At 51.4% G+C, this 15594-nt stretch carries 15 protein-coding genes, 1 tRNA gene and 1 pseudogene; 12 read left to right on the plus strand and 5 right to left on the minus strand.

Annotated features, from left to right (window positions below; translation table 11 throughout):
- A pseudogene (gene gatB / locus THS27_RS24475) lies at positions 1-336 on the plus strand (Asp-tRNA(Asn)/Glu-tRNA(Gln) amidotransferase GatCAB subunit B); the annotation flags it as partial.
- Between the two features lie 66 nt (positions 337-402).
- On the opposite strand, the gene THS27_RS24480 reads toward gatB, so the two are convergent.
- Both THS27_RS24480 and THS27_RS24485 read right to left on the minus strand, forming a co-directional pair.
- On the minus strand, positions 403-936 hold the full coding sequence (locus tag THS27_RS24480; protein ID WP_085595395.1) for an NADPH-dependent FMN reductase: 534 nt from the start codon (positions 934-936) through the stop codon (positions 403-405).
- Positions 937-1000: 64 nt separating this feature from the next.
- On the minus strand, positions 1001-1771 hold the full coding sequence (locus THS27_RS24485) for a helix-turn-helix domain-containing protein (RefSeq protein ID WP_085595419.1): 771 nt from the start codon (positions 1769-1771) through the stop codon (positions 1001-1003).
- A gap of 117 nt (positions 1772-1888) precedes the next feature.
- Here THS27_RS24485 and THS27_RS24490 point away from each other — a divergent pair, with 117 nt between their 5' ends.
- Positions 1889-3097: an MFS transporter gene (locus tag THS27_RS24490; RefSeq protein WP_085595397.1), complete on the plus strand. Its 1209-nt coding sequence runs from the start codon at positions 1889-1891 to the stop codon at positions 3095-3097.
- A 99-nt stretch (positions 3098-3196) separates the two neighbouring features.
- Here THS27_RS24490 and THS27_RS24495 read toward each other — a convergent pair whose 3' ends face one another.
- Entirely contained in the window at positions 3197-3397 is a 201-nt protein-coding gene (locus THS27_RS24495; protein ID WP_085595399.1) for a heavy-metal-associated domain-containing protein, read from the minus strand.
- Positions 3398-3565: 168 nt separating this feature from the next.
- Here THS27_RS24495 and THS27_RS24500 point away from each other — a divergent pair, with 168 nt between their 5' ends.
- Positions 3566-4144, plus strand: a complete 579-nt coding sequence (locus tag THS27_RS24500; protein ID WP_085595401.1) for a thymidine kinase — start codon at positions 3566-3568, stop codon at positions 4142-4144.
- A 27-nt stretch (positions 4145-4171) separates the two neighbouring features.
- On the opposite strand, the gene THS27_RS24505 is transcribed toward THS27_RS24500, so the two are convergent.
- The gene (locus THS27_RS24505; protein WP_085595403.1) at positions 4172-4795 is read right to left on the minus strand and encodes a LysE/ArgO family amino acid transporter; all 624 of its coding nucleotides are present in this window, start codon (positions 4793-4795) and stop codon (positions 4172-4174) included.
- A gap of 111 nt (positions 4796-4906) precedes the next feature.
- Between THS27_RS24505 and THS27_RS24510 the strand changes: the two genes are divergently transcribed.
- The 7 genes from THS27_RS24510 (at position 4907) to THS27_RS24540 (ending at position 14068) form a co-directional block, all read left to right on the plus strand.
- The gene (locus tag THS27_RS24510) at positions 4907-5833 is read left to right on the plus strand and encodes a LysR family transcriptional regulator ArgP (RefSeq protein WP_085595405.1); all 927 of its coding nucleotides are present in this window, start codon (positions 4907-4909) and stop codon (positions 5831-5833) included.
- 126 nt (positions 5834-5959) lie between these two features.
- Positions 5960-7231 (plus strand): paraquat-inducible protein A, encoded by a 1272-nt coding sequence (locus THS27_RS24515; protein WP_085595407.1) that lies wholly within the window; start codon positions 5960-5962, stop codon positions 7229-7231.
- Positions 7228-8907, plus strand: coding sequence for an intermembrane transport protein PqiB (locus THS27_RS24520; protein WP_085595409.1), 1680 nt, complete (start codon positions 7228-7230; stop codon positions 8905-8907). Before THS27_RS24515 ends, THS27_RS24520 begins: the two co-directional genes overlap by 4 nt.
- Before the next feature lie 2 nt (positions 8908-8909).
- Positions 8910-9569, plus strand: coding sequence for a membrane integrity-associated transporter subunit PqiC (locus THS27_RS24525; RefSeq protein WP_085595411.1), 660 nt, complete (start codon positions 8910-8912; stop codon positions 9567-9569).
- Positions 9570-9905: 336 nt separating this feature from the next.
- Positions 9906-11603, plus strand: coding sequence for a hypothetical protein (locus THS27_RS24530; RefSeq protein WP_085595413.1), 1698 nt, complete (start codon positions 9906-9908; stop codon positions 11601-11603).
- A gap of 186 nt (positions 11604-11789) precedes the next feature.
- Positions 11790-12842, plus strand: coding sequence for a GlxA family transcriptional regulator (locus THS27_RS24535; protein WP_139835736.1), 1053 nt, complete (start codon positions 11790-11792; stop codon positions 12840-12842).
- 47 nt (positions 12843-12889) lie between these two features.
- Positions 12890-14068, plus strand: coding sequence for an MFS transporter (locus tag THS27_RS24540; RefSeq protein WP_085595423.1), 1179 nt, complete (start codon positions 12890-12892; stop codon positions 14066-14068).
- A 160-nt stretch (positions 14069-14228) separates the two neighbouring features.
- Here the strand turns inward: THS27_RS24540 and THS27_RS24545 are convergent, their stop codons facing one another.
- Positions 14229-14450: a hypothetical protein gene (locus THS27_RS24545; protein ID WP_085595415.1), complete on the minus strand. Its 222-nt coding sequence runs from the start codon at positions 14448-14450 to the stop codon at positions 14229-14231.
- Positions 14451-14690: 240 nt separating this feature from the next.
- Here THS27_RS24545 and THS27_RS24550 point away from each other — a divergent pair, with 240 nt between their 5' ends.
- Together THS27_RS24550 and THS27_RS24555 are read left to right on the plus strand one after the other, a co-directional pair.
- Positions 14691-15317 carry a glutathione S-transferase N-terminal domain-containing protein gene (locus tag THS27_RS24550; RefSeq protein WP_085595417.1) on the plus strand — a complete coding sequence of 209 codons (627 nt, stop codon included), beginning with the start codon at positions 14691-14693 and terminating at the stop codon, positions 15315-15317.
- A 182-nt stretch (positions 15318-15499) separates the two neighbouring features.
- Positions 15500-15592 (plus strand) — tRNA-Ser (locus tag THS27_RS24555).
- Positions 15593-15594 lie beyond the last annotated feature (2 nt).

Genomic DNA, 15594 nt, shown 5'->3' on the forward strand with positions numbered 1-15594 from the left:
GTTACGGCAGAAAACCTTGGCAAGCTGATTGGCTTGATTGGCGATGACACCATTTCGGGCCGGATTGCCAAAGATGTTTTTGAAATCATGATCGAAACCGGCAAAGACCCGGAAGCGATTGTGGAAGAAAAAGGTCTGAAACAGATCACCGATACTGGCGCCATTGAAACCGCGATTGATGAAGTGATTGCGGCGAACCCGGACAAGGTTGAAGAAATTCGCGCGGGTAAAGACCGTATGCTGGGCTGGTTTGTTGGACAGGTCATGAAATCGACCGGCGGCAAGGCCAACCCTGGTATGGTTAATAAAATGCTGCGTGATAAAATTCTGGGATAAGTTTTCCGGATATAGATGATGAGACAAAAGCCGTCCTTCGGGGCGGCTTTTGCTGTTTATGGATTGTTATTTTTGCTGCAATTCGGTGCGTAGAATGTCCAGCGCCTTTTGCAGGGTGGGGGCGGTGTCGCTGGCTGTTATGATATCTGTTTCACTATAATTTTTGCCGTTTAAGGCAATGGTCAGGCAAGCATTATGCAGCACTGTTGCGTCCATGGTGCCAATCGTTTCGATCAAGGCCGCCTGGGCAATGGTTGCCCGGCCAGACGCATTAAGCACGACGACAGGTTTGCCCATGAATTCGCCACTGGCAACCACCCAGTCCAGCGCGTTTTTAAGGACACCGGTTACGCCGTGGGCATATTCGGGACTGGCAATTAAAACGGCGTCACAGCTTCGCAATTTTGTCCGAAAATTAAGCACAGATTGCGCTTCGCGGCCTTCAAGGTCCGGGTTGAAAAGGGGCAGGTCGCCAAGGCCGGTATAAATATCGATTTCAAGGCAAAATTTATCTGCAGCGATTTGTGCCGCCCGCAAAAGGGTGCTGTTGATTGATGCTTTACGCAGGCTTCCGGAAATAGCCAAAACCTGATTTGTCAAAATGCCCTCTTAAATACCGTATGCGGGATAGTTGCGGCTGTTGGATGATAATGATTTTGCCGGTTCAGGGTCGATACAGGCTTGGCGTTGTTCCTAAAATGCGTTTGAACATCGCACTGAATGCTGCGGGATTGTCATATCCAAGGTCAAGGGCAATGGTTGTAACGGCTTCCCCCTGGGCCAGCCGGGGCAGTGCTGCCATAATGCATGCCTGTTGCCGCCACGCGACAAAACTTAGCCCGGTTTCGCGGCGAAACAGGCGTGTAAAGGTACGACGGCTCATGGCAAGTGCATCACACCAGTGATCAATCGTAATGTTTGCTTCTGGTTCGCGCAGGAAATGGTGACATTGCCTTGCAAGGCCCTTATGGGCAGGTAACGGCAGTGACAATGGTATTGGCGGCAATAGTTCCAGTTCGAACCGTATCAGGTTCATCAGGGCACCGCCGCGGCCATCTTCATCATATTCGACGGGGAGGGCAGATGCTTCTTCCAGCAAATTGCGCATAAAAGATGAAATACCAACCACCTGGCAACTGGTTGGCATCCCTTGCGTAATGGCCGGGTCTAGATAAAGGCTGCGCATTTTGACCTCGCCAAGGGTGCGAACTTCATGCACGGTACCTGCCGGTATCCACATGCCGCGCTGGGGTGGCATCATCCATGCGCCGTGGGGGGTCGTTGCCATAACCACACCGGTAAGGCCATAAAGCAACTGGTCATGCTTATGGTGATGCGGGGGAATGATTTCCCCGTCCGGGTAATCAACGCCCAGGGCGATGACCGGTCGGGGAACTGAATGGAAATGTTGGTGACTGTGATCTGTTAAATTCATCTTGGCCCACTTGAATAATATAATGACCCTAATCGGGTGGCGGGCCATCGTCCATTATTTAAAATGATCCTTAAGTGCGACATTGCGTGTTTAACGACGGGTCAAAGGATTTCAAGGATGAGCGATGCGATTGCTGGTCAGCCAAGGCAGGTGAAAACAGCCTATTCGGTGTTGGGAGCAGCCAGTTTTTGTCATTTACTAAATGATATGATTCAGTCGTTGTTTACGGCGGCATATCCAATTTTCAAAGGCGGGTTTGATCTTGGCTACGCCCAGCTTGGTTTTTTAACATTGACCTATCAGGTGACGGCATCGGTGCTTCAGCCGTTGGTCGGCAGTTATACCGATCGCAGACCAAAACCCTATTCACTGTCGTTTGGTATGGGGGTGTCGTTGCTAGGGCTTTTGGTTTTGGCCTATTCCACCAACTTTGCCATGCTTTTATGTGGAAGCGCGTTGCTGGGGACGGGGTCATCGGTGTTTCATCCCGAATCATCGCGTCTGGCGCGGTTGGCATCGGGTGGGGCGCATGGTTTGGCGCAGTCTATTTTTCAGGTTGGCGGGAATGTCGGGTCGGCGATCGGGCCGTTGCTGGTTGCATTTATTGTGCTGCCAAACGGGCAAAAAAGTCTGGCGTGGTTTGCACTGGTCGCGTTGGTCGGCATGGTGATTATGGTGGGGTTGGGCAACTGGTATAAAAGCCAGGGTCATGCGAAACCTCCGGCAAAACGGACCAGGGTTGTGCATGCGCATTTAACCGGTCCGCAGGTATCACGGGCTTTAACTGTGCTGTTTTGTCTGATGCTGTCAAAGTGGTTTTATCTGGCCAGCTTCACCAGCTTTTACATCTTTTATTTGATGGAGCGGTTTACGCTGGCAGAGCAGCAATCGCAGATTTATCTGTTTGTGTTTTTGGCCGCTGTTGCGGCTGGAACTTTGATTGGCGGGCCGGTTGGTGATCGCATAGGCTGCAAAAAAGTGATCTGGGTTTCGATTGCGGGAACGTTGCCTTTTGCCTTGTTGTTGCCCTATGTCGGTTTGACCACGACCATTGTGCTCAGTGTTATTATTGGTCTGGTTCTATCGTCAGCATTTTCAGCAATTGTTGTTTATGCACAGGAACTGGTGCCGGGCCGGGTTGGCATGATATCGGGTTTGTTTTTTGGTCTGGCTTTTGGCATGGGCGGGATTGGCGCGGCCCTGTTGGGTGTTCTTGCCGACTGGACCAGCATATCTTTTGTTTACAAGGTCTGTGCGTTTTTACCGGCAATCGGTTTTCTGGCGGCTTTGCTGCCAAATCTGGATCAAGGTCGGCATCATGCCTGACGGAGGATAGTTAATTTCTGATCGACACTCGATTGTGCAAGGCAAAGGCCGCTGGTATTGCGGCCTTTGCTGTTTGATTTGCCTGTTTGTAACGACAGCCTAGGCAATTTGTCGGGCCGGGTATCCGGCTTCGCTGATAGCGGTGATGACGGCGGAGCTATCGGGGGTGCCGGTTATGGTCACCAGTCCATCTTCAAGATCAATTTCAACATTGTCGACATTCTCGACCGTATTGGCAGCTTCGGTGACGGCTTTGACGCAGTGGCCACAGCTCATTTCTTCGACTTTTAGCTTAAGCATGGCAATTCTCCATCCGTTTGATTTTTTTCAGTTTGCACCTTCCAGTGGATGGAACGTCAAGCGTTTTTCACACTGCAGATGATGATGGAGGGCTGGCCACGGCAGTGCAAACTTGATCGGCATGGGCTAATCGGCTATGTCGCATGAAGTTCAGGGCAGGGGGAATGGATGGCCAAGCTGTTTTTTTATTATTCGTCGATGAATGCCGGCAAATCGACGACCTTATTGCAATCCAGCTTTAATTATATCGAACGCGGGATGCAAACCATGTTGCTGACCGCCGCCCTGGATGACCGGTTTGGCGCGGGCAAAATCGCCTCGCGTATTGGACTGGAGGCCCCGGCAACCCTTTTTGATAGTGAGACCGGCCTGTTTGAACTGGTTAAGTCGGAACTTGCGACCCGCCCGGTGGATTGTCTGCTGGTTGATGAGGCGCAATTTTTAACCAAAGATCAGGTGTGGCAACTTTCCGACGTAGCGGACAAACTTGGCGTGCCTGTGCTGTGTTATGGCATTCGCACCGATTTTCAGGGTGATTTGTTTGAAGGTTCCAAATGGCTGTTGGCCTGGGCAGACAAGCTGAACGAGCTTAAAACAATCTGTCATTGCGGGCGCAAGGCAGGCATGGTGATCAGGATCGATGAAAATGGTGACCCGGTGCGCGAAGGTGCCCAGGTTGAAATTGGCGGAAATGATCGTTATGTGCCGGTTTGCCGTGTTCATTTCAAGGATGCAATGGGGCGGTAACCGTGTCGCATCCTTGTTTGAGATCAGTTAAGCCAGCAATCGGCTGATTTCCGGTGACAGCAGATGCCAGGCAACCAGCCACACCACAATGGCTGTGGTGGCGTCGATAATTTTCCAGGTAATCGGGCGGGCCACATAGGGGGCCAGCCATGCCGCCCCCAGAGCAATGCCAAAAAACCATATAAAACTGGCGCTAACAGCGCCTAGTGCAAAAAACACCCGTTCATCAGGTGGAAATTGCCCGCCGATCCCGCCCAGCATTACCACGGTATCAAGGTAAACGTGCGGGTTAAGCAGCGTTACGGCCAGCGTTGTGGATAGAACGGCTTTCCAGCCATGTGTTTTAACATTTGTTTCCGACAGGGTTTCTGTTTGAAACAGCCGCCGAAAAGCGCCGATACCATACCATATTAGAAAAATACCACCGCCCCAGGCCGCAATTCGGGTGAGCAGGGGATAGTGAGCGACCAGAGTACCAAGTCCCGCCACTCCGGCGACGATCAGGATAGCATCACAAAGGGCGCATACAAGTGCGACCATGGCAGGGTACTGACGACGAAGACCTTGCCCCAGGACAAAGGCATTCTGGGCGCCAATAGCCAGGATAAGCCCGCCACTTAAACCAAATCCGGTCGCGTATGTCAGAAGCATTTACGTCATCCACTGCGTTGAGTTGTTTGTTGTGTAGTCATGGTCATAACAATTTTGGGAAATAAGAAAATTGAATTATACTGATGCTTCATAAGCAAAATTGATAATTGTATGATCGATTACAAATTACTGGAAGCCTGTGCAGAAGTTATTCGCCACGGTAGTTTTGAAAAAGCGGCCCGTGCGCTTGGGCTTACGCAATCGGCGGTATCGCAGCGGGTAAAGTTGCTGGAAGACCGTATTGGTCAGCCGTTGATCATGCGAACAAAACCCATTGCGGCGACCCAGCCTGGCGAGCGTATTTTGCAGCATTACCAACGTGTGCGCCTGCTGGAACAGGAACTTCATGATGATGTCCCTGATCTGGTTGAGGGAACCGGGTTTGGGCATATTGCCTTGGCGATCAATGCTGACAGTTTGGCGACGTGGTTTATGAATGTCCCCAAAAAACTGTTTGATGAATTAAATTTGCTGGTTGATATTAAAGTAGAAGATGAGGTTTTAACCCATCAGTCATTGCAAAGTGGACGCGTTCTAGGGGCGGTAAGCACGCGCGAAATTCCGGTGCAGGGCTGCAAGGTGCGGCCATTGGGGATAATGCGCTATATTATGGTCGTGTCGCCCGGATTTGCCCAAAAATACTTCCCCGATGGTGTAACGCCCGATGCATTACGACAATGCCCGGCGGTTAATTTTTCCGAACATGACGAATTGCAAAACCAGTTTTTTTACCGCTTCTTCGGGCTTAACCCTGGCGAGTTTCCTGCCCATACCATGCCCAGTTCCCAGGGGTTTGTGACAATGGCCGAACAGGGAATTGCGTATGCCGTGGTTGAGGAGCATCAGGCCGCACCGGGCATTTTGGCAGGAAGGTTGGTGCAGCCTTGCCGTTATGTCATTGAAAGGCCGTTATTCTGGCATCACTGGAATATGGAAAGTCGTTTATTATCGCGTGTAAATGATATCGTGCGCGATGAAGCACGGCGGTTTTTGCCCACTGATGGAAAAAACGCGAACAATATGGAAAAACATCAATAAATATATCAACTTGTCGGGAACTTGCATGTGCTGACACCGTTTGACAGCAGGGGCTTTTTGCTTCTTACTTTATCGGTTCATCCGCAATGATCGGTGTTTTGTTTTATAGCAGAGAGTAAATCTTATATGACGCATCGGTTGGTCGCTTGTGATCATTGCGATTATCTCCATACCGAAGAAGAAATTCCGCCGGGCCATGTTGCCCGTTGCGTGCGCTGTGGTTCGCCCCTGTATCAAAACCAGAACAATAGTATTGAACGGTCTCTGGCATTTGCCTTTACCGCCCTTGTATTATTTATTCTGGCTAATTCATTTCCGATTTTACAATTCAGCATGGAAGGGCGTAGCGAAAGTAACACCCTGATTTCCGGTGTCCTGACATTCTGGAATGAAGGTTTCTGGTTTTTGGCCTTTATGGTGGGCCTTACGTCCATTGTTGCGCCGCTTTTGCTAATTTCAGCCTATATTTATGTGTTGTTGCCCTTGCGGTTTGGTATGGGTTTTCCTGCCATTCGCAAGGTCTGGCGGGTGTTGGCCATTGCCCGGCCGTGGTCAATGCTGGATGTTTTTTTGATTGGTCTGCTGGTTGCCCTGACAAAGTTGAACGATTTTGCCGACGTTATTGCCGGGCCGGCCTTTTATGCGGTGTGTATTCTTATTCCAATGTCATTGTTGATGAGCGCCCAACTTGACCCGAGAGAGGTTTGGCATCGTCTGGCTCCGAAGGGTTTGAAATACCCGACCACCGACGATATTGCCGTACCGGAACCAGGCAGCGACCGCTGGGTAACCTGCGAAGTCTGCGCGTTTGTTTTAACAGGCGAAGCAGCTCAAAACGACCATGCCGTTTGCCCGTGTTGCGGGGCGGTTGTGCATCATCGTAAACCGGCGAGCCTGTCACGGGCCTGGGCGTTGCTGATTAGCGCCGCGATTTTTTATATTCCGGCAAATGTATTTCCCATCATGAGTGTAACCATGTTGGGAAATACCGAGGCCGATACCATTCTTTCGGGTGTTGGTGCCTTGATAGATGCCGGGGAGTGGCCAATTGCGATGGTGGTATTTTGCGCCAGTATTGTCGTGCCGATTTTTAAACTTGTGGTGTTGAGCTGGGTTTATATGGCCGCTGGTTTGGGGATGGCCGGACCGCTGCGTCAGCGGACCCGGATTTATCGCATTACCGAATTGATCGGGCGCTGGTCCATGATTGATGTGTTTATGGTATCGATTTTGGCAGCCTTGGTGAAATTGGGGAATATTGCTACCGTTGTGCCGGGGTTTGGTGCCGTTGCATTTTGTGCAGTGGTTATTCTAACGATGCTCTCGGCAATGGCGTTTGATCCGCGCCTGATCTGGGATCGCGCGACACTGAAAATGAAGCAAGGGACGCTATCATGAACGACGACAACCAAAATGCGTCACAGTCTGAACCGCAAAAACCGGAAGTCCGGCGCGGTTTGCAGAGCCTGTCGCTGATATGGCTGGTGCCATTGGTTGCCGTTATTATTGGTGGCTGGCTGATTTGGCGCGAAGTTTCGTCGAAAGGCCCTGAAATTTCGGTGACATTTCAATCTGCCGAGGGGCTGACCCAGGGTAAAACGGCAGTGCGGTACCGCGATGTTGATGTTGGCGCAGTTAAGAAAATTGCCCTGTCCGAGGATTTTAGCAAGGTCGTTTTAACCTTGCAGATGAATGCCGATGTTGAGCAGTATTTAACCGACAAGACAAAGTTCTGGGTGGTGCGCCCACGCGTGTCGTCGCGCGGGATATCGGGCCTCGAAACCATTGTTACCGGTGCCTATATCGAAATTGTGCCAAACGAAAAAGGCGAACCGGCAACGAAATTTGTCGGTTCGGAAGAACCGCAATTTGTGGCCGATGGCAGCGAGGGAACACGTTTTGTTCTAACAGCGAATGAACTTGGTTCCATTAACTCAGGCGCGCCAATTTTGCTGCATGGCGTTGCCGTGGGCGAGGTGCTTGATACCTCCCTTGACGCCTCCGCAAGCAAAGTATCAATCCCGATTTATATCAAGTCGCCTTACGACAAACTGGTCACTAATGACAGCCGGTTTTGGGATTCCAGTGGTGTCAGTGTTGATCTGAACGCGCAAGGTGTGTCTGTTCGCGCGCAATCGATCCGGTCGGTTATTCAGGGCGGGATTAATTTCATGACACCCCCGGGCAATGACAACGCCAGCCCGGCCCTGTCCAATACGGTTTTCAATTTGTATAAAAATCGCAAGCAGGCAGAAAGCCTGGTGCAAGGTTATACCCAGAAATTCATGCTGTATTTTGACGGGTCGATCCGGGGGCTTGTGGCGGATGCACCTGTTGAATTTCGCGGTATTCGGGTTGGAACAGTCGATAGCGTTAACCTGGAATATTTGCGCGACAAGGGTATGTTCCGGGCACCGGTACAAATTACAGTGGAACCTGAACGTATCCAGACGGTGGGGGATAAACCCGAAAGTGCCGACGAATATAAGCAGGTTCTGTCACAACTGGTTGAGCATGGCTTGCGTGCCCGCCTTAAAACCAGCAGTTTCCTGACCGGTCAGCTTTATGTTGACCTTGATATGTATCCGCTGGCACCGGCACGGTATCTTGGGGATGGTGAGGGTAAAATCGACGAACTGCCAACCTTGCCCAATCAGATTGACGAGATTACAGATTCTCTGCAATCCCTGTTGGCCAAAGTTGAAACCATTCCGATTGAACAAATTGGCATGCGTGTTTTAGGCACGGTGGAAGGTATGGAAAACCTTGTTACCTCGCCAGAGTTAAAGAAAAGCATGGAAAGCATTCAGGAAGCCAGCAATGGCATTAATCAGCTGGTTTCCAACCTTGATAGCAGTGTTTTGCCAGCGACGCGTGAAGCCCTTGATGAAGCCCGCAAAACCATGACCGATTTACGAGACATGACCGCGCCGAATTCGCCGGTGCGTTACAATCTGGAAGAATCGCTGAAGGAAATTTCGTCTGCGGCGCGTTCAGTTCGAACATTGACGGATTATCTTGAACAAAATCCCAACGCCCTGATTCTGGGCAAATCCGGTAATCGGGAGGAATAAAAATGTCCATCGCATCTCGCCGTATTGAGACTTGTTCCGGCATTGGTTCTTCCAGGTTTTCAGTGCTGGGACGCCGATTTAAAAAGGGTGCTGTAATTGCTGCTTTAGGCGGCATAATTGCGCTGGCAGGCTGTACGACACCGCAAAGTGGACGCTATTTTGTTTTGGCCCCGGCGGCGTCGCAAAGCAAGGTTCAATCTGGCGTGGTAAAAGCGGTTTTGGGGGTGGGGCCTATTTCATTTCCGTCTCATCTCGATCGTGCGCAACTGGTTTTGCGGACCGGACAAAACGAGCTTTATTTGCGTGAAAACGATAAATGGGCAGAACCGCTTCGCGAAACGGCACGGCGCGTTCTGATGCAGGATTTACAGGACAGGCTGGCCCCAAAACGGATGGAGGCGTTTCCGTGGAACAGTCGCGATGGGGTAGACTGGCAGATTGCCGTTGATGTTTCAAACTTTGAAGCCCAGCCTGACCGGACAGTCCGCCTGAATGCTCAGTGGAAGATTATTGATGCTTCCAGTGGTGAAGTTGTTCTATCAAATCAGTTTGATCAGCGTATTAAACCGGCATCGGCCGACAGTGCCGATATTGTTGCAGCCATGAGCGTGCTTTGGGGCCGTTTTGCCGACAATATTTCCACGGCGTTTATCCGGTCCTGACGTCGCGTTGCTCTGAGTCTGTGCAATGCTATACGGCAGATTAGGGCTTTAGACTGTTGGGGTGCTGTTTCGTGCGTCAAAAATAGCAGTTGCAAACAAGCTCCGCATAATTGGAAAAAATCTATTATACATAATGAATTAAGTTAAGTTTTGTGTGTGATAGCGGCAATAGGGTTATGCCTTAGGTGCTAATGCTATGTCGCAATCTGTTGTTTTATATAATTCTATTAGGTATCCTGTCTGCAAGAGGGAAAATGCCCTCGTTTTGGGACATGCAGCTGCTGCTTTCCGTGGTTATTCGCCGATACAGGTAGTTTTGGGGAGCCAGGTTGCATCATGCCGGTGACAACAGCCTATACGTACGAAGTACGTGTTCGGCGTGGAGATCGTTGGATCATCCATGCCACATATAACACAGACAAGGAAGCCGTCGCAGACGCCGAAAACGTGTTGCGCGGTAAAGTGTCGGCCGTTCGCGTTGTTCGGGATTGGGAACGCGAGGATGGGCGGCATATTGAAAAAGTCCTTCTGGAAAAGGAAGGGCAGGGCGAGGGCGATAATGATCCTGTTCGGGTAACCGCAATTGAGGATGCAGCCCTATGCGAAACAGATGAGGATTTGCTGGGCGTTGAAAGCCGGGCAACCATCAATCGTTTATTGCGCAAATATTTTGAACAGGAAGTACTGACCCCGACAGAGGTGATGTACAATTTTAAAAACCTGCGCAAATTGATGTATCATGACACATTACTGCCAAGTGCCGTTGACAGGGTTGCGACGATTCATTCGCGCACCACTGAAGGTAATCATATTGAAGCCTCAAACAAGCTGCATCGTGCCATCGATACGCTGGCTGCGCGGGCGCGTCAGGTTGAGAAATACGACCTGCCGCAGTTTGAAGACGCAACAATAGCCGAGGTCCGCCGCGAAATTCAAAGCCTGCGCCTGGCAGAAGACACCGATTTTCTGACAATGGTGGCATTGACGCGTGAATTGTCGTCTTCGCGCAGCTGGATTGGTAAACTTGATTTTGCGTTGAAGGTTAAAGGCGACCCCAAAGATGACCATGCCCGGGCAATGGTCGATGATGTTGTTGCCGATATCCTTGGGTCTCCTGTGGCATTAAAAGATTTGCTTGGTCCATCGCGCAGTTTTGGCGATGCCGTTTTGCTTCACATTGATCTGGCGATGGGCAAGGCAAATGGTAATCGTGGTGCTGCACAGGACGTGCTGGATTTGCTAAATCCGCTTTTTTCTGCCGGTCTTTTGCCAAAAGCACAATTTGTGCTGTTTGATTATATTGCCCGCGAACTGAAAAGTGCCAACGCCCTGTCACGCCAGGATGATGGTGCCGATCAACTGGTGCAAATTCTGGATCGGTTGTTAAATGCCGAAGGTGTTGTTTTTGGGCAGCCCATGGTTGAAGCACTGGTGGAACGTGGTGCAAGGGTTCGCAATGTTGGCGGCAGCCGCGCCTTTGGCGAGGGGGTTGAGGAAATTGTGAGCTGCCTTGCGCCGGGGTGGCGTCGCCTGGCATTTTTGTCCGATGTGACACAAAATGACCGCGCCGCCGGTATCGAAACAGAGCTTGCCGAACTTACCCGCAAGACGGTTGCCGATATGCGCGGGTTGCGCGCATTTTGTGGACCGGAAGCAAAACCGCGCGAGAAAATGGCGCTGGTTACCCGCATGCACGACAAGGTGGGGCGCTCCAATTTTGTTGAAGATTTGAAGCATCATCTTAGTGAAAAACTGGATTCAGGCCTGGCTGAATATCTTACCCGCGAAAAAGTAATCGAGCGGATTGACAACCCCGACCTGCATTTACGCCAGCGTGCTTATATGCTGGTTAAATTTTGCTCCAGTGGCGTGCTGATCGAAGGAAAGTCGGCAACCATGGCCCGAAAGCGCGTGGTCAGTTATTTACGGCAACCTAATTTTACCGATCATCTTGTCGATGATTTACAGGATTCCGGTGAAAAGGAAGGAACCTTGCGCGATTTTTATGCTCTTTTACAGCGTAGCGGGTTTTAACGTCCCCGCCTGTTTATGACATACCGCGCCTTTGCAGCGCCCGTGGCCCGAAATGCTGCGGGCGTTTTTTATTGCGGAGCTGCATCGGCGTTTTAAATTGTAATTGGCAAAATTGGTGGGCTGTTTGTCATTGTTGCCAGTGTGGCGATCAGTCAAAATGGCATGACCTACACAGGAGCCGCGCCAATGCCGATTACTGTTTCCTCGCCGACGTCTGTGCGGCTTATTGCCTGCTATGCCTTTGATAATGTTATGAGCCTTGATATCACCGGGCCATTGCAGGTTTTCGCCTCTGCCAATGTGGAGTTGATGCGCCAGGGGCAGGCGGCGGCTTATGAAATTATGGTTTTCGCCGAACAATCCGGCCCGGTTCAAACTTCGGCGGGTATCCGGTTGCATGCTGACATGGCACGCCGGGATGTTGACCTTGACGTGGTCGATACAGTGCTCGTGCCTGGTGGGGACGGCATCGACCGGGTTCGCCGGAATGTTGATGTTTTAAGCTGGTTTCAGTCAGCAGCGGAACTGGTGCCACGTGTTGGTTCGGTTTGTTCGGGGGCATTGGTGCTGGCAGCAGCAGGTATGCTGGATGGTAAGGTGGCAACAACCCACTGGTCGCGTTGCGATGAAATGCGCACAGCCTATCCCCGGATTGGTCTGGTTGAAAATCGTTTGCATACCTATGACCCCACTGGTCTTGACGGCGATGCCCACATTTTTACATCGGCCGGGGTCACCGCCGGGATCGATCTGGCCCTTGCCCTGGTTGAACATGATTGTAGCAGATCGATTGCACTGGCAGTTGCGCGCAGGCTGGTTATGTTTTTAAAACGTCCGGGCGGGCAGGCACAATTCAGTGCCTATCTTACACCGGCAATCGGCGCTTCTGCCCAGTTGGCAGGCTTGCTGGAATGGCTTCCGGCAAATTTGCAGGCTGATTTGTCTCTTGATGCCATGGCACAACGCGCTGGTATGTCCCCGCGAACCTTTTCGCGCGTTTTTACCCGTGACATGGGGTTAACCCCGGCCCGTTATGTGGAACGGGTGCGCGTCGAAGCGGCGCGGGGGCTTCTTCAGGCCGGTGATATTTCAATTAACCGTGTTGCGCGACTGTGCGGTTTTGGGCATCCCGAAACCATGCGCCGAGCATTTCACCGTCATTTATCCATCAGCCCGCAAGATTACGCTGAACGGTTCGGTATGGCTGATTTTGATGGCATTAGTACCGTTTTGGTCTGACCACCAGGTCTTTTTATAATTCATTCCCGTTTTTGAAAGTTGGCAACATGCTGTTACTGACCAATGGGCAGGTGCGCCTGCTTTTTATCGCTCAGGCATTATACTGGTTATGTTCGATGGTGGGTATCACGCTGACATCGCTGGTCGGGGTGCAACTGGCGCCCTATGCAGGTTTGGCAACTTTACCGCTGGGTTTGCTGGTTCTGGGCAATTTGGGCGGTGTGCATCCGTTGTCTTTATTCATGCAGCGCCGCGGTCGTCGGGCAGGCTTGATGGCGGGTGCCTGGTTTGGCGTTGCCGGGGCTGCCATTGCATCGTTTGGTGTTTATGTAGGCGATTTTACCATCTTTTGCCTTGGCGCGTTGCCAATCGGTATTTATCAGGCATCGGCCCGATATTATCGCTATGTCGCGCTGGAAGCTGTTGAGAATGCCCATAAAGGGCGGGCCGCGGCCTATGTAACCGGTGGCGGGGTGTTGGCGGCCCTTGTGGCGCCTGAGCTTGCTGTGTGGTCGCGTGATGCGCTGGTGGTGCCGTTTTTGGGGGCGTATCTGTCAATGATTGTGATGGCTTTGCTGGCGATATTGTTATTGACAGGCGTGCAGCAGGGAGAAATCCCCGCGCGCATCCCCAATGGTGGGCAAGTGATGCGCGACCTGTTACTGCGGCCAAAAATATTTGCGGCGGTGTCAATCAGTGCAATTGGTCAGGGCGTTATGGTCCTGGTGATGACGGCGACACCCCTGGCCATGAAATTTTGCGGTTTTGATGTGGCCCAATCCTCAGAGGTAATCCGCTGGCATTTTATTGGCATGTTTTTACCGGCCTTTGTCGCAGGCCCCCTGATTGACCGATTCGGGGCGCGAAAAATTGCCGGTATCGGCAGTGTCATTTTGCTGGCAAGCGCGCTTGCAGCATTGCTGGGTATTGGTTTTGGGCATTTCCTGTTTAGTTCTTTGCTGTTGGGCTTGGGCTGGAACCTGATGCTTCTGGCAGGAACAACCCTGTTGGGCGAAGGCCACACCGCCGCAGAGCGGGGCCACGCGCAGGCATTAATGGAACTCGCAAATGGTATTTTGGGGGCGATGGCATCTTTTGCTGCCGGTGCTCTTATCGTTGGCGCAGGCTGGGATGCCGTTAATATCGGGATGATGCCTGTTGTTTTGGTCGGGTTGGTTATTTTGCTGGTTTCGGGGCGCATTCGTTTGAAATCGGCACGGGGATAATTGCTGATTTGGTTAAACAAAAAGACCCGCCGGAATAAAACCGGCGGGTCAGTTATGTGGGGCGCAAAATACGAAAATGTAAACGCCCCGGCGCGATCATGTGCAATCTGGCAAAACCGGGTAATGGCCGCCAGATTACAGGTGATAAAAAAGCCAGCGATTACGCTGGCTGCAAGGACATTGCGGGGCGGTGTGCGGCGACGAATTCCTTGATTTTTTGCAGAACCTGATCGCGAGAGGTGCTTTCGCGGGTCTGGAAAAGAACTTCGCGTTCACGGATCACAATGCCCAGATAAACCGGGTCGGGACGGTCTTCATGCTGAAGTTTCAGGGTGCGTAAAACATGGCCATGGTCATCGGTGCTTTGATAGACGGTCCGCATAAAATGCTCCTGGGTGTCTTTCTGTCACATCGGGTGGCGGGTGGCGTTAAATGTCATCCCGTAGGCTGACCTTATGCCAGAAATTCTTTTCCGGCCCGTGACAGCTGTGTGATTGTTTGAAGACAGTCACGAAAAAGTGCCCACGGAAATTGCGTCTGTCTCTGACAGAAAGGCAAAAGCTGTGTCATGGTTGAAGCCAACTGAGGCAAACCCCGATGATATATTAGGATTATCCTTACCATGATTGACCTTTACACATTTGGCACGCCAAACGGGCGCAAGGTTTCTATTCTTCTGGAGGAGCTTGCTGTTCCTTATAATTTGCATGTTGTTGATATTGGCAAGGACGAACAGTTCGCGCCTTCTTTTCTGGCGATTGCCCCAAATAACAGAATTCCCGCACTGGTGGATCAGGATGGGCCAGGCGGCAAACGGATCGATATCTTTGAAAGTGGGGCGATTCTTATTTATCTGGCAGAAAAATATGGAAAATTTATTCCTGCCGATCCCCATGTGCGGATGGAATGCATCAAATGGCTGATGTGGCAAATGGGCGGATTTGGCCCGATGTTGGGGCAGGCGCACCATTTTTTGCGTGCGGCAAAGGAAGATGTGCCATATGGCAAGGCACGCTATGTTGCCGAGGCCAAACGTTTATACGGGGTGATGGACAGGCATCTGGCGCAAAAACATTTCATGGCAGGAGACGAGTATTCTATTGCTGATATTGCCTGCTACCCGTGGGTCTGTCGCCATGAATGGCATCAGGTTGACCTGACCGGGTATCCGAATGTTAGCCGGTGGAAAAAAGAAATTTCAAACCGGGACGGTGTCGCACGTGGCATGGTGGTGCCGAACGATCGTTAAGCTGTCGTCCTGCGGTTGAATAGTGGGTGTCTTGTGACGGGTCAGGTCGGATTTTTTGCAAAAAATGTCGCTAAATGCACAATAGTAAAAAGAAAACTGTCCTGACCCGGTTTTGAGGCATTGACAGTATCGGATCGGATGTTTAAGAAAGGCGGCGTTCCACACGGAACACCACTCAAAACGGGCAAGTGGCCGAGTGGCTGAAGGCGCTCCCCTGCTAAGGGAGTATGGGGTCAAAAGCCCCATCGAGGGTTCGAATCCCTCCTTGCCCGCCAGT

It is taken from the genome of Thalassospira sp. MCCC 1A01428 (assembly GCF_002115825.1).
In the GTDB taxonomy this organism is placed as follows: domain Bacteria; phylum Pseudomonadota; class Alphaproteobacteria; order Rhodospirillales; family Thalassospiraceae; genus Thalassospira.

Excerpts from the sequence above, each read along its gene's own strand:
- THS27_RS24505 (WP_085595403.1), bottom strand. The coding sequence starts at position 4,795 with ATGCTTCTGACATACGCGACCGGATTTGGTTTAAGTGGCGGGCTTATC.
- THS27_RS24530 (WP_085595413.1), top strand. The coding sequence starts at position 9,906 with ATGCCGGTGACAACAGCCTATACGTACGAAGTACGTGTTCGGCGTGGA.
- THS27_RS24525 (WP_085595411.1), top strand. The coding sequence starts at position 8,910 with ATGTCCATCGCATCTCGCCGTATTGAGACTTGTTCCGGCATTGGTTCT.
- THS27_RS24550 (WP_085595417.1), top strand. The coding sequence starts at position 14,691 with ATGATTGACCTTTACACATTTGGCACGCCAAACGGGCGCAAGGTTTCT.
- THS27_RS24520 (WP_085595409.1), top strand. The coding sequence starts at position 7,228 with ATGAACGACGACAACCAAAATGCGTCACAGTCTGAACCGCAAAAACCG.
- THS27_RS24485 (WP_085595419.1), bottom strand. The coding sequence starts at position 1,771 with ATGAATTTAACAGATCACAGTCACCAACATTTCCATTCAGTTCCCCGA.
- THS27_RS24515 (WP_085595407.1), top strand. The coding sequence starts at position 5,960 with ATGACGCATCGGTTGGTCGCTTGTGATCATTGCGATTATCTCCATACC.
- THS27_RS24490 (WP_085595397.1), top strand. The coding sequence starts at position 1,889 with ATGAGCGATGCGATTGCTGGTCAGCCAAGGCAGGTGAAAACAGCCTAT.
- THS27_RS24495 (WP_085595399.1), bottom strand. The coding sequence starts at position 3,397 with ATGCTTAAGCTAAAAGTCGAAGAAATGAGCTGTGGCCACTGCGTCAAA.
- THS27_RS24500 (WP_085595401.1), top strand. The coding sequence starts at position 3,566 with ATGGCCAAGCTGTTTTTTTATTATTCGTCGATGAATGCCGGCAAATCG.
- THS27_RS24540 (WP_085595423.1), top strand. The coding sequence starts at position 12,890 with ATGCTGTTACTGACCAATGGGCAGGTGCGCCTGCTTTTTATCGCTCAG.
- THS27_RS24545 (WP_085595415.1), bottom strand. The coding sequence starts at position 14,450 with ATGCGGACCGTCTATCAAAGCACCGATGACCATGGCCATGTTTTACGC.
- THS27_RS24510 (WP_085595405.1), top strand. The coding sequence starts at position 4,907 with ATGATCGATTACAAATTACTGGAAGCCTGTGCAGAAGTTATTCGCCAC.
- THS27_RS24535 (WP_139835736.1), top strand. The coding sequence starts at position 11,790 with ATGCCGATTACTGTTTCCTCGCCGACGTCTGTGCGGCTTATTGCCTGC.